Here is a 14,277-nt window from a genome sequence, read left to right as displayed (position 1 = left end):
ACAGAATTTTTTTTCATCTTCAAGAAAAAAACGACTTACTGACAAACCTGGTACAAAATAGACAAGTGCCAGAAATAAATATTACCACTAGGCAACACAAAATGTGCCGGTGACAAATATCGCCGAGCTACTTCTTACTTTATTTATGAAATGTAACCGCAACTATCATAGGCCTATCATTTTCACAGCCATCACCATACACTATTAGATTCAGTTTTTGCTCAGCAATATATGAGCTAAGCAGCATAGACTGTGACATTTCAGATGCATTTGGGGATAGGACATATTGATCAGTAATAGCGCACCCTGCGGGATTACTTATCTCCAACTCATCCGTTTTAATAAAAATCCCACCGCCGTTCCAGCTTTGTAATTTAGTAATAGATATACTTCCTGTACTTGAATGAGCCCAAACACTTACTGGCGCTAAAAAACAAAGAATAATCAATACCCTTTCAAGCATAATGCCTCCTATAATATAAATTCCATAACTCATCTCTTATAAGATTATCGTTCAAATCTAAAGTCAACCTTACTCTCTTAAGTTAACAAAAATAGCAACTCGCTTGCATCTAAAATAAGTTAGTTTTTTACGATATGAATAAATAGTGCGATGAACCTCTATCGTAACTCATTCTTAACCTTTTATACTGTAAACTCATTACAGATTGACTCGACCTATTCAATTCACAGTTAAAGTCAGACCTCTTTAGAGAGTATCATTGGAGGGTATCTATACAAGCTACCTCAATAGCAAATACCTGGCACTATGGAAGCTTACGTCAATTAGCTTCGAGACTATTGAGCTAGGCAATACAGCTCTTCTTGGAAAAGTTAAATATGATTACTACTGCTAAGGAATTGCTGACCGGGGTTGCTAGAAAGGCATTTGTAGAGATTCAAAAACTAGCCATGCATCACTTTCCTATCTATAGGTGATTCAACTTTATGTAGGTTTCCAGATGGAAAAGCCTTTGAGGACTCGCGTATTGATAATGCTTGTCAAATTTCGTATATCCCCAAAAGGCGATAATTTCCCCACCCTATTTACCTCCATAAAGCCAATATCCGAGACAATGCTATCTGGAGGAGTTACAAGAATATGTTCGTTTGAACCTGAAATATCTAGATTTCTAAGTCACTAACCATCAAATATTTCGCCTATCGCGTTCCCACACACCATATCCAGAGGCCTCTCGTCTGATGTTATTGCAGGAATATGATTCTCTTTGTAAAACTCTTCCTTTGACGAGTAAGTTACGTCTTTATCACCAACTTCTGGTGAATTAGGTAATTCTTTACCCCTAGTCTTTACGGAGACTACATTTAACTTAACTGCTGTCATAGCAGCCCATTTGTAAAGATGGGTTCACCTGATGCGAAGTCGTATCACAGGGGCGGCTTTTCCTTGGCGCATCTAGGGCTTGCAGCTACTTTTTCCCAACGAAGACCGACTCTAACAAGATTTTTCTCTTGGGCACTTTTTAGTCCGGAAGTGGTTTACTTGAGCCAGATACAACGCTCCCTGGGAGCGTCAGCGCCTGGAGATTGTTGTATCTGGGGTGGTTACTGACTGAGGGGCAGGCAAGCACATCCAGGCCCTTGCAATCCACGATGTTCAGCAGCTTCAGAGACGGGCCGCTGGGCTTTTTGGCCCCCTGCTCCCAATTCTGCACCATGGATTTGTTGTTATTCAGGTACACAGCGAACACGCCCTAGCTGGCCTTTTAGCGCTTGGGGAAGAGCCCGCGGTGTATTCCTTCACTGGTTGCAGGCACAGGGCATCAAACTCCTTGAGGGTAATTTCGTTCATGGCCCCGGCCTTGTGCAGAGCTCTTGAGCGCTTTCGTACATCACTTCCAGGATGGGTTTATCCATTGTCGTTACCTCGATCAGTATGTCGGCCTTCACGGCCTTGGCTATTTCTTTGGCGCTGTAGCCAAACATGATTTTGGCGTACAGCACTCATTCAGCCAAAACCACTTTTTTCAACTCATCCCTTATCAAGCTTTTCGGTATTCTTACCGTGTTGGATTTAAACCCTCCAACCATTGTCCGGCTATTTACGGTAAGGCAAACATCCTCGGCTTTTTTAACTAAATCATAGGCCTCGTATTCATTAAATTGCTTGCCTTCCTGGCTTTTCCTAAAGCTCGGAACTGCCGGAGAATAAACGCTTAAATAAACAGAATATGTCTTTTCTCCAGGCTGCTCGCGTTCAATCGGAGAGTCAAGATCAAGACTTTTACTCATTACATCTTGTCCCTTCCAATACAAAACCCCGGTATCAATCAGAACATTTTTTTTCGGTTCCTTACAAAAAAACGTATCAACCTTGAGAAGGTAATGCTGATCCTTAATCAACTTCCACACATCCCTGTCAGAGGTAATATCCACTCGCAGACGAAACAAATCCCCGTCTCGTGAAACATATCTCCCAAAGTCCATTTCGGAATCTGTTTTAGGCGACACCTCTACCAATGATAGTTTTTCCAGCTTCAAATCGTTTAGATCAGCTTTACAACCCTGAACAAACAACCCCAAAGCAACAATGGCAGATAATCGTATCAAATTACTAATTTTCAACATTCTAATTGTTCTCACGGACTGCAATATACAGAGCAAATAGCAACATGGTCATAATTGCTTACTGTGTGCATTGTGGCATATTCAGATGGCAAAGAGTTCCAAGCACCTCCAACTGTGGCCACTGCATTATTCCAAAAGTAACCGCTTGTTCCCGTAGAATCAAAGTTATTCCAGATAACAGCATTATTTGATATCGCTTGCATGCTTGGCCGCGTCCAACCAACGGGATCAACTGTTATAAGTTTGTGAACTTTCATTCCGCCAGCAACCAAGTGTGCGGCTTCGTCCGCGCCATAACTGTGCGCAACAATAGTAACTCGGCCGTTATGATCACCCACGTAGGTTGACAGCGCATCAGCATCAGTCCACTCAAAATAGGCTGCGCTGTCCTCACCGTTCACTTTTATGTAAGCCTCGTATTTCTCCCTGACAACACCAGCTCCGAAAGTATCGTCTGCGGCACCACCTACAAACGCTACTTTATCACTACCAGTAATATTAGGTTTATCGGTGGGCTGGGTTCCTGATCGCGCGATTGAACTCATCGCCATGGAGAAGGCAGCCGTCACAGCTCCATTTGCAAAGACCGGTACACCTGACGCGAAGTCGTAGTTCAGAAGCGATTTTCCCTTGGCGCATCAACGGCTTGCAGCCATTTTCTCCCGACGAAGATCGACTCTATCAAGATTTTTCCCTTGAGGCACTTTTCCATTTTGTAGGCAGTTTCCTTTAAAGCAAGCACAATTGGCCTGCACGTCAATCAGATTAAGCGGTACGAGACAGGTACCTCCCAGCCTACCCTGGAGACCCTGGTGCGCCTCGCCAAGGAACTGCATGTGACCCTGGACGAGTTAGTATTTGCAGAGGGGGAGCGCGGGCCGGATACCAGTTTCCGGATGCAGTTTGAGGCGCTGAGCGGGTTCAGCGAGGAAGAGAAGAAGATCGCCAAGGAGCTGCTGGATATCCTGATCCTCAAGCACGCCGCCAACCGGCTCTCGGCGGGGGATGCGGCTTAGCGGCTAAAAAAAGAATGGCAGATAGCACAAAGCCCCGGCAGAGCCATCTGCCGGGGCTTTCATACGTCCGATTAAGCAAACCGGCACAAGTATTTACCTAGAGAAGTTGGCTCTTACCACTTCATGACCTGGGCTTAGCTCAACTTCAAAGGTTCGTATTTTACTTGTACTTCCTCTTTGGTCGGTAGGCGATGCCGGATCTTCAAAAATCACAACATGATTTTCTCCAAATTTATACAGCGTGCCTTTGTAGTCCTGAGAGTCAAGACTACGTTTTTTGAGTTCATCCAAAGCTAGCTTAAAAGCAACAAGCTGCTCTCCGGTCAAAGATATCTCTTTCTTCAGCACACTAACCTCTTGCTCTGCTGCGACTATAGGGCCATACGTAAATAACGACGCTATAGCCACCACTCGTACAATATTCATGGGTTTAATACGTACTCCCGTTGACCAACCGGATCATAGGCTCTAAATGTTCCGCTTGGGGTACCCAAATATCCACGATACACGGCATTCGTACCTGCATCCGCCGCAATCCCCCTGAGATCCGTAGATGAGAAGTGGTCGGAATTTAAATTGTCTCTTAAAGGGTCACCCGTTCTAATAATGTCTCCATTCGATTTTATTATGGAGTAGTCCGCGTGCGTATGATAATCGCCAACAATAACCGCCCCTTTAGGGACAAGGTGTGCTGCGGAAGATGGATTGAATCCATCCTCAGTTCCTGCCATAGGCTGCGTGTACCCGTGGGCACCTTCTTCGTCCCGATAAATATATCCACCGTATTCAAGATTATCTTTGATTGACTGCGGATTTGCTACCGATAAGGCTTCAGCCGCTTTCTGATCTTGAGCACTTGCACACTCAAGCGGAGGAGCACAAGAGCCTGCAGCACCTGTATTGCCACCTCTACCTCTAGCACTTGAAGCAATTCCGCTGACGGCAAACGCCATAGCAGCGGTCGCCGCCCCATTTGCAAACTTTCCTCCAGAAAGCCGCGAAACTGTTCCGCCAACTATAATTCCGACAATAGGATTCTCAGTGGGGAAAATTCCATTCGCGAAAAACCCTAATCCAGCTGACGCAAACCCATGACCAAACTCCCCACCTTGTAACTCCGCAGTAATACCGCCCATCAAACCCAGAACGGTTCCTTTTATTGCAAAGGCCTGGCTTGCAGTAGCTCCAGCCCCTACTCCAGCCCCTACTCCAGCCTGCCCAACAGCAGCAAAAGCGGCGGCTGAAACCCCCTGTACCAATCCACTCTGCAAGGCTTCACCAAAGCTAGCTCCTTGTAAAAGGGCATCAACAAAGCCTGCTGCTGCCATAACCGTCATAATAATCCAGACTGTTTTTACCTTCATTACAGCTAAGGCAAATGCTGCAAGTAAGGTAACAGAATAACCACTCGGGTCGGTTGCATTTAAGGGGTTGTTCCACACATAGGAATAGCGATTGTGTGACTGACTATAATCAGGTGCCTGTACTAACGGGTCAGCTTGTAGGAACCTGGCCAGGCGTGGATCGTAAATACGGCCATTCATATGAATCAGGCCGACCTGATCCAGCATTTCATGGCCAGTATAGCCGCGAGTAGTCAATTCAGTGGCAAAGCCAGTCAGTTGTTTATCCAGCAGAACACTCCAATCCAGTGCATTCCGACGCTGCCCCCAGGCATCAAAACTAAACACTTGCTGGTTGCCATTTGTGTCTGTGGCGATTTCGCCATTTACGCTAGTAATCACATCCAGGGAACCCAGGTGATCCTTGTGCATATACTGGCTTCGGCGTTCACCATTCTTCACCGTGATTAACACTCCTCCAGGGAGATAGCGTTTGATCTCTGTAGTTTCACCACGTGTGACTTTTTCCACATTGCCTATATAGCGGGTCTCGCTGACTTGGCCATTGCTGGCGGTATCCCTGCGAAAATAGCGCTTACGCGCAGGCCCATAGAGGAACTCGGTTTTGTGCCCGCCTTTAGTGATTTCTGAGGGCTTATCAAAAGTCGTGTACTTGAGTAATCTACCACTGGAGTCGCTCTCCATGTTGCCATTTCGATCGTACTTATAACTGATGCCATCACTGGTTTCACACAAAGCGTGAGGTCCAAAACCTTCATTGCACTGGCTGGCATAGCGATACTCACCCACATCAGATTTATAAGTGATATTGCCAAGGTCGTCATAGCGCATCACCAGGGCTTCACGCCCCTGAATCTGTGCGGTCTCCAGGCGATTCAAGCCATCGTAGGTAAAGTCCTCGCGCAGATCCTTATCACCACTGCGGTCCTCGCGATACTCCAAGTTGCCCAACAAGTCCCAGTGATAGCTCAAGTCTTGAACATCAGTGACCCCTTGAATACCGCTAGCCTGCGCTTGCTGTGTCAGCAGGCGGCCAGTGGCAGGTTCAAAGTGTTTATAAGTAATGACCCCATTACCAGTCTGGTACTCGGTGACATTGCCCCGAGCATCCATCTTCAATACGGAATAGAACTCCTCGGCAGTTGCCAAGTTCAACTTTTCCGCATCAACCACTTTCTCCAGGTAACCATACTGATTGTATTTATGCTGGATAGCACTGCTTTGCCAGCTCCCATCGCCACCGGCGTCAAATATCTGGAAGGGGCGGCCATATTGATCGTAATTACTTTTTTCATAGTGATTATCCCCTTCGGCAAAACTGGTCATGGTTTCGCTGGGGCGGCCAAAATCATCATAGCCATGGATTTTGATATAACCGGAATCAACCGCTACCACTTCGCGAAGGGCTGCGGGCGGAGTACCGTATTGGTCCCTCGTCAGCTCATTGTTATAACCCCAGAGAGTGGTTTCTACAATTTCACTCTCACTATTGTAATCGCTGCGCTCTTCCAAGCGGCCAAGGCGGTCATACTGATTTACTACTTTCTGCCCTTTGGCATCGGTCTGTTCGACCATCTCGCCAAAGGCATTGTAGCGATACCGCCACTGCCCTTTATCCGGATCGGACATCATCGTCTTGCGACCGAGCAGGTCATACTCCATCTCAGTCACATAGTTGCGAGAACCATTACCACGGTTAATTACAAACCTCAGGTTGCCCTGAGCATCGTATTTAAACTCCTGCACATTACCCAGATTATCTTCAACCCGAATATTGTCCCCCAGGGCATTTACCGTTTCCTTATGTACATGCCCCTTTGGATTAGTTGCAGTGGTGGTATATCCGGAGTAGGCAATTGACAGATCGTACCCAGTACCATTAGTCCCCTCTACTCCAGGTAAATCTGTACCTACGACCCTGCCAATCAAATCATAGTACTGGGTGGTCCAATAGGTGCTTTGGCCGGACTGATATGGCTCGGACTTATGTTTGACACTGCCTAGACTATCGTATTCAGTGTCTACATAATTCCAATTGCCATCAAATGCTCGACCTGCCTTACGCATTTCTCGAGTAAGGACATCAAAACAAATTATGCCCTCAGTGCCATCTGATGTGCGCTCAACCGTCTGATAGACAGTACCCGCGGGACACTGACTACCGGGGTGGTCAAATAATATTACTTTGCCCGCTCCAGTCTCAGTGTACTCAAGCACCTTTCGCCCAAAGGCATCGTAACCGATGGTTGCCCGTACCCCGGCCATATCTTCAATCAAGGTGGCCTGGCCATATTGATCGCGCTCAAGAACCTGGCTCACGGTCTGGCCGTAACTATTTTCTTCACGATCCACAAAACGGCCTCTTGGATCATAAACCCAGCGTTGCAAGCGCGATTTATCAAGGTCGGCAATCTGCTCTGCTGAGACTTTATTACCAAAGCGGTCATAGTCATAGAATGTACGCAGTCGCAATTCGCTATCCGCCAAGTCCAGGCCGCCATTTTCAGGTTCTAGTATCTCTTCTTTCAAAAGGCCGGCTTTGTTACCGGTTTGATAATAGGTAAAAGCGCTGTTACGCTCGGCCAACTCCTCTATCCCGTCTTGTTTGCGAGAATGAATAACTCTCGCCAAAGTCAAACGGCCCAACTCTTCATAGCTTGAGAAGCTATGATCAGAGTTGCTAAAGGAAACACTCTCTCCTGTTCCATATTCATTAATGGTTTCTGTAGTGAAACTATCCCCGTTCGGTGTTTCAGTAACTACGTATACACGCGTGGTATTACCATCCAGATCCTGCTCTGTCTTACTCGTGATAGTTTTCAGTAAGTTACCTTGAACCTCTCCATTGACGGTCAAGTCATAGGCTTTTTCGACACTCTCCCAAACATAGGGCTGTAAAGGTCCTAGTGAAGAAGTGCCCTGAGACCTCGCCTTTTCAGACCATTCAGATTGCCATCCCTTAAGAGCCCAATAATTACCAGACTCACTCAGTAATTTACCTGAGGCAGTACGCTGTTCGGTCCTCAACGGCAATCCATTGAATGGAAAGTCTTGGCGATAAGTTGTAGTAGTAGCAACGCCTGTTTGTTCATCCAAGGTGCGGATTTTTTCAAAGCCCAGGTAGCCACGTCCCCCTGCCTGTAAGCGCGCGCGGCCATAGAAATAACTCACCCCAACTAGTGCTTTACTGTTTACTGACCCTGGGTACTCAGCTGCTGTGGGCGCACTACTTTGAACACGTGTTACTAAGAATTGAGTATTGTGTACATCGAAAATCGGGCTTGTCTTACCCAAAGTCTGATAACTAATATTATCTACCGTTTCAAACTTGCGCCAATCTTCATTGATTGAGTTATAGAGGCTATAGTACGAAGGCTCTTTATATTCCTGGCACCAGCTTTCAATACCGCTATCACCATTAGCTACCTTGGCACAGTATGTATCCATTGCCGAGCCAAACCCTGGCCGCGCAAAATGTCCAGAAGAGGAGGTGGAGCCATAACTGATTATAGTTTCAGTACCCAAACCATTTGTGATTTTCTCAATCACATTGGGAGCCACTTTCCTATCTCCTGCCTTATATACGGAGAGACGATCGCCATGGAATTCCAAATAATCAGTCTGGCCGTCACCGTCCATATCCACAAAAGTGTCTCCTCCACCTTTGCGGCTGGAAATTACTGTGCGGAAATGCTCTTCTTCGCCAAAGGACTGTGTACGCGCCTGCCAGCGACGGAAGACTAATTTTTCCAGTTCTCCATCCTGCTTTCGCCATAACATATCCAGATCACCATCTAGTTCATAGTCGAACCAGTTCAGGTGTACGTTATCTGGAAAAGCCCCCAGAGAAACGTCATTCAGGAATCCATCTCCAGTATTAATACGGTAGCGATATTTATTGCCTTCTCTTTCCCGGGTAATAATATCAACCAAGCCATCGCTGTTAATATCAACCGTTTGTAAGGACTCTTTGAGTGTTCCGTGGCGCTCTAATACCGTGGCATCATAGTCTCTGCTGTCACCTTTAAAGCCATCGACCTGCATGAAGTCGAGTAGTTTTTCCTTAGCAATTAATTTATTGCCTTGAACTTGCATTAAATATGCTTTGGTATGCTGCTTATCTAAATCTGGCCTTGATAACTCAATTGGATAAGGGTCTAGTGGATCTCTATCCCACCACACCTTGCTATCAACCAAAACCAAATCAACTTGGCCATCATGATTAAAATCGCCAATTGCTTGTGGATCTAAATACTGGAAAGCACTTTCGTCGTCACTGTCTATATGACCCCAAGACTCTAAACCACTGATGGTCCAGGGGTTGACCTTACCAAATTGGTAAAAATCACTAGAAACCGGAGTGGCATCTGGTCTCTTTTCTAATAGCTGATAACCAGTTGCCGAAACAGCATCCACTAAACCATCGCCATTAATATCAACGAAACGTGTATCTTCTTTTGTGATGGGCAACTCTTTCAGTGTTGCAGCAGAAGATGTGCTAATAGACCATGTGCCATCACTAGGGTTAGGGGTCGATTTGTGCACTACCCATACGCCACGCTCGCGAACATAAACGACCAAGTCCGCACGACCATCGGCATTATAGTCAATCATGCTCCAGGAATAAGGTACACGCACATCTTCCTGATACCTGAAGACAAGCTGCTCGGAATCAAAACCATTCCCATTCGCCAATACATACTTAAAGTACTGGTCATGAATCCTCTCATCATCATCCCAATCAGTCTCTACCCAGATCAAGTCTAAAAGACCATCACCATTGATATCTGCGGGGCGTGGAGCCAGATTAGCCCGATCAAGCTGGCGACTCAGTCCTACCCCGGAATCGGCATTTACTGCAAGGAAAGCCGCTGGCAGGCGCCACTTAAATACGGTATCAGGACGACAACTATTAGCTACACATTCCCGAATACGCTCAACTCTACTTAAATGGTCGTACCCTGTATTGAGATAATCGAGTTCGTAACGTCGAAGAACAGTGTAATCTTCACCGAGGACCTTAATTTCTGTCATACGTTTTTTGGTAGACAGGAAGGCCCCGGCGGAATAACCATTAATTACATCCATCCGATCTTCATACTCGAAAGTCACCCGTGCAGCGGCATGCCCACTATCACCATAGGCATATCGAATTTCCCGGATGCGGTGGCCACCGTCTTCGGTATAGATATAATTAATTTCATTGCCGGCACTATCTTCGAAGCTGCTTAACATCCAGTTAAGGGTGCCATGTCCTGAAAACGCCAGCTGCGATTTATTGCCATTTCCGTAATAGCTAATGGATCCATCTTTTCTTTCAACGGTGAAGAAGTCTGGCTTACCACGAGACCCACCGTGAGCTGTAACTAACGCAAAGCTATCTACCTCGGTGCGATACTGTGACCCAGAGTCACCATAATGGCCATTACTTACCAATAGCAACCGTTGTCCATCCAGGCAAAAACGGTCCCCCTCACCCCAAGTAATGGCTTCACCTTTGCCGTCGCGTCCAGCTGTTTGTCGGCAACGGCTTATCCCCGATAAGCCACTTAAGGTCCACCCTTTACCCATAATGCCATTGCCCGCTGTGCTGGTATAAGCCAATGCAAGCTCAGGTGTTACCCCTGCGGTTCCAGACGGCAAACTGAGTGGTACTGAATATGTTGCAGCTCCAGCTTCATTTACGCGAAATTCACCAGGTAAAGCGCCAATAGATTCAGAGATGCTGAGATCCCCCAAATTCACTTGTGGGGCCTCGGCAGGTGCCGGGGGTTTTTCTGTTATACCGTTATAACAGCCTGCCTGACAGGGGCTAATACTTTCCATAAAAGCTTGACCATTAGGTTTTCCGTCTTCGTCTGGATCATCCTCCCAACCGTAGTCGGTATGGCCAAAGAAAAGGATTTCCCACCAATCGGGCAAATTATCGTCATCACAATCGCGGGTGTATTCATCGCCGGTATTACAAGTTGTTACTGCCCAACTGAAGTCCTGGTCATACAAATAATCAAAAGCAAGTCTAAGTAGACTATTCGTTGAAGCGGTATATTCCAGGGACTGAGTGAACAGTAAAGCTACATTAGCTCTCGCATAGCCTCCATCTAAAAGGCCGATCAACGCTGCACGACTGTACGTATCCCCACCGACGGAAATATCAGGATAGCCCTGCCCTGGGAAAATCCGCCCATACAACGTATCGACGAAGTCACTATTACTTAAAGTTGAGGAAAAATTTATGCGCCCGGTGTCAGACTCAAGAAATGCCCGAGCTATATCTGCGTCGCTAACTAGGCCTGCTACGCGCTGATAAGTCCAGAAAGTAAGAACCTTTCGATTTAATGCTAATGGAGGCTGCAATAACCCACGATAAAGTCGGGCTATCGATTGAAATTCGGGCTCCATTGAGGGCTCTGGAATCCAGTTTCCAATTTCCCCCCACAACAAGGAATCATCTACGCTTTCCCATACCAATTTGCCCGGTCCGCGGTTTTTTCGAGATATAGCGTGAACTTGATTACTTTCTACCGTAGTAAAATAGAGAATATCATTACCAGCTAATACAGGCGTTTCAGCAATCCCTCCATCGGCTGGGTAAGTCCACTTCACTGCGCCTTCAATAGGATCTACGGCGTAGAGATTTCTATCCATTGAACCAAAATAGAGCGTTCGATCTTCATCTAATATCGCAGAAGAAACAATCTCTCCACCAGTCTTTAACCTCCACTTTTCTACAGCATGAGGGGTAACTGCATAGAAATGATGATCGAGTGACCCTACATAGATGGTCCCATCAATGCTATCTACCCTAGGACTAGCCTTGATAATCCCATCTGTTGCAAAACGCCAAGACACAGTGCCGCTATTCTTCGTATCCAGGGCATAGAGTTGATTTTCTGCTCCTACATAGAGAGTGGAGCCATCCATGCTTAATGCAGGAGTAGACTGGGTTTCACCTATTATTTCTGTAGCTCGATCTCCGTAAAGGGTAATACCACCCTGAGCACTATTCGGATTGGTAACTGTAATACGAACCCCTAATTCAAATAGGGCATCATAAATCGCTGCTTGCTTGCTTATCGGAAACTCGATTTCAGTTGAATTTGCTTGAGCAGCCTCAGAAAATCGCAGTGATTTTTTAATACTTGGACTATGAATTGCCTTGAGACTTATAGATGATTCAGGATCAAAACCTGAACCCGATAAACGGATGCATCCTCCGTCACACGATAGAGCAGCAGTATTCAAATAGGGAGGTAAAACCGTAACATTAACTATCTCACCAGGAGTGCTGCATCCCAGTGCATTGCATGCTAGAACCTGGTAGCTATAGTTTCCGGGCTGCTTATTCGAAGCCGTGTAATTTGTAGTTAAGCTGCTTGTAGGTAGAGTACTCCACTTAGAACTGCTCTCTACCCCTCCAGTTTTCTCTTGTAACTTATAGAATTCAGGTTTCACGCCATCGAGTGAAGAATTGTAGGGATTCCAAGTTAATTTGTAATTACCAGTAAATAACTGAGCGCCTTTATCCGGGTTGGCAACAAGTCCTTTGGGTGCGTTGGGCTTTTCCCTAACCACAGTAATTGAAACTTCTGGGCTAGGTTTTTCACTACAGCCAACACTATTGCAAGCAAAAACCCGGTAGCGATAATCTCCCGCTCTTTGATCAAATATTTCATGTCCAGGTACTTTATTATTTGTATAAGTCGTATCCGGGACAAAATCAGCATTTACGCCGACTTCAAGTTTTTCCACCTTGTAGGTCACCTCGCCTACAGCATCCCAGGCAAGCTCAAAATCGCCAGTTATGTTGACACGCGAAGAATTAACTAAATTTAAATAGGAGGGAGCAGGTGGTGGGGCCTTTGGGGAGACTTTTACACTTATATTATTTGATTTCTTTTCAAGACCTTCATTATCAGTGACTTTCGCATAGATAGAATATGTACCGGCGGAATTCGTGCTCCATTGAACCTGATAAGGAGAAGTCGAATCCGTTTTATAAGGTGCCCCCCCGACATAGAAGACAACGGATTTAACGCTACCATCCGGGTCAGAAGCATTAGCACTCAAAGTAACACTTTCGCCCTCGATTATAGTACTCGGTGATGCACTAACACTAACTGTAGGCTGTTGGTTATTTGAAAGTTTGATAATTCCTGGAGCAACCAGCTCGGTCTTTCCATTGATCTTATCAATAGCTTCTACCCAGACCTGGATGTTTTTTATTTGATCTTCATCTTCAAGAGATGGGAGAGTCCAGTTTTTTCTGTAACACCCATCGCACTGGTTCATTTCAGGAACATTTGTTGCCGTTTCACCATCACCGATAAGTCTTTTTATTCCATCGCTATAGCTATAGTAGAAGGTAACTTTTGAAATACCATCGCGATCAGAAGACTGAGCATATAATGTTAAATTGCTTTTTGGCCTAAAAGCATTCTGCATTGGAAAAGCGAGAAACTTTAACTGCGGAAGGTCATTTTTTCGCACGGTCACAGATGCAAAATCAGTAAGCCCACTACACTGATTTAACTTATTACACGCCTGCAACCGATAATAATATGTACCTACCGGTTTATTTTTAAATGGATGATTACTTGCTTTGTTACTTGAGAGAGAAACCGACTTTAGTTTAGTTTTACTATTAACACCTTCCCAAAGTTCAATTTTTGAGGTATTTGATGGATACGTCCAATATATACTATATTCACCATTTGCCGCCTCATCCTGATTTGGTAGATTTTTAAATACTGGCTTACTTATAGGGTCAGATACTGTAGCAGTCTTAGTTTGAATAAGTTTCTTTGTTGTGTAATAGGTGGCGAAACATCTTCTTGAACTTACAAGCGCACTGGCCATTGGTACTCCGAGCATTAAGTTTGGAGTACCACCAAGATCATAATTTATCACACCACCACAAGGATATTCTTCTTCTCCGATTTTTTGGGAATAATCATATCTAACCTTCCACGAACCAGCCTCAGCTACTTTTAATGAATACACATTACTCGCTGTTCTAGTTGCTAAACTATCGAGAGTTCCCTTGTACTTACCATCATGATAAACAGTTAGATTGTGTATAACCGCAACACAATTTCCACTACAGGGTTCCGAATAATAATTTACTCTCACTTCCAGATCACCCGTCTTACTTGTAGACGGAGAGACGGTAAGATAACTAGACCATGCCCCCTGTGAATACGCTCCCAATGTAAGCACGAGCAAAGAAAAGTAGACTTTCAACATCCTTACTGAAAAACCTATAAGAAATTTCATTAACATCGTTTTGCGTTCTTATTCCACTGGGA

Annotated in this window: 8 protein-coding genes; 1 reads left to right on the top strand and 7 read right to left on the bottom strand. The window is 45.4% G+C overall.

Features of this window, described 5'->3' with window-relative positions; translation table 11 throughout:
- Positions 1 to 139: 139 nt before the first annotated feature.
- The 5 genes from ACJJI5_RS05990 to ACJJI5_RS05970 all read right to left on the bottom strand — a co-directional run bounded on the left by ACJJI5_RS05990 (position 140) and on the right by ACJJI5_RS05970 (position 3,158).
- Positions 140 to 463, bottom strand: coding sequence for a hypothetical protein (locus ACJJI5_RS05990; RefSeq protein ID WP_445355790.1), 324 nt, complete (start codon positions 461 to 463; stop codon positions 140 to 142).
- Positions 464 to 1,141: 678 nt separating this feature from the next.
- Positions 1,142 to 1,345 carry a hypothetical protein gene (locus tag ACJJI5_RS05985; protein WP_445355789.1) on the bottom strand — a complete coding sequence of 68 codons (204 nt, stop codon included), beginning with the start codon at positions 1,343 to 1,345 and terminating at the stop codon, positions 1,142 to 1,144.
- A gap of 139 nt (positions 1,346 to 1,484) precedes the next feature.
- Positions 1,485 to 1,703, bottom strand: coding sequence for a helix-turn-helix domain-containing protein (locus ACJJI5_RS05980; protein WP_445355788.1), 219 nt, complete (start codon positions 1,701 to 1,703; stop codon positions 1,485 to 1,487).
- Positions 1,704 to 1,965: 262 nt separating this feature from the next.
- Positions 1,966 to 2,589 (bottom strand): hypothetical protein, encoded by a 624-nt coding sequence (locus ACJJI5_RS05975; RefSeq protein WP_445355787.1) that lies wholly within the window; start codon positions 2,587 to 2,589, stop codon positions 1,966 to 1,968.
- An 11-nt stretch (positions 2,590 to 2,600) separates the two neighbouring features.
- Positions 2,601 to 3,158, bottom strand: coding sequence for a hypothetical protein (locus ACJJI5_RS05970; protein WP_445355786.1), 558 nt, complete (start codon positions 3,156 to 3,158; stop codon positions 2,601 to 2,603).
- Positions 3,159 to 3,332: 174 nt separating this feature from the next.
- Here ACJJI5_RS05970 and ACJJI5_RS05965 point away from each other — a divergent pair, with 174 nt between their 5' ends.
- Positions 3,333 to 3,605, top strand: coding sequence for a helix-turn-helix domain-containing protein (locus tag ACJJI5_RS05965; RefSeq protein WP_445356304.1), 273 nt, complete (start codon positions 3,333 to 3,335; stop codon positions 3,603 to 3,605).
- 93 nt (positions 3,606 to 3,698) lie between these two features.
- Here ACJJI5_RS05965 and ACJJI5_RS05960 read toward each other — a convergent pair whose 3' ends face one another.
- Together ACJJI5_RS05960 and ACJJI5_RS05955 are read right to left on the bottom strand one after the other, a co-directional pair.
- A complete protein-coding gene (locus ACJJI5_RS05960) occupies positions 3,699 to 4,031 on the bottom strand; it encodes a hypothetical protein (RefSeq protein ID WP_445355785.1) in 333 nt (110 codons plus the stop codon).
- Entirely contained in the window at positions 4,028 to 13,465 is a 9,438-nt protein-coding gene (locus ACJJI5_RS05955; RefSeq protein ID WP_445355784.1) for a DUF4329 domain-containing protein, read from the bottom strand. The genes ACJJI5_RS05960 and ACJJI5_RS05955 overlap by 4 nt, the downstream gene beginning before the upstream one ends.
- Positions 13,466 to 14,277: the final 812 nt, after the last annotated feature.

It is taken from the genome of Microbulbifer maximicatervae (SeqCode), from assembly GCF_052467955.1.
This window is presented reverse-complemented; position numbering and strand designations above follow the sequence as displayed.

Excerpts from the sequence above, each read along its gene's own strand:
- ACJJI5_RS05975 (WP_445355787.1), bottom strand. The coding sequence starts at position 2,589 with ATGTTGAAAATTAGTAATTTGATACGATTATCTGCCATTGTTGCTTTG.
- ACJJI5_RS05985 (WP_445355789.1), bottom strand. The coding sequence starts at position 1,345 with ATGACAGCAGTTAAGTTAAATGTAGTCTCCGTAAAGACTAGGGGTAAA.
- ACJJI5_RS05990 (WP_445355790.1), bottom strand. The coding sequence starts at position 463 with ATGCTTGAAAGGGTATTGATTATTCTTTGTTTTTTAGCGCCAGTAAGT.
- ACJJI5_RS05960 (WP_445355785.1), bottom strand. The coding sequence starts at position 4,031 with ATGAATATTGTACGAGTGGTGGCTATAGCGTCGTTATTTACGTATGGC.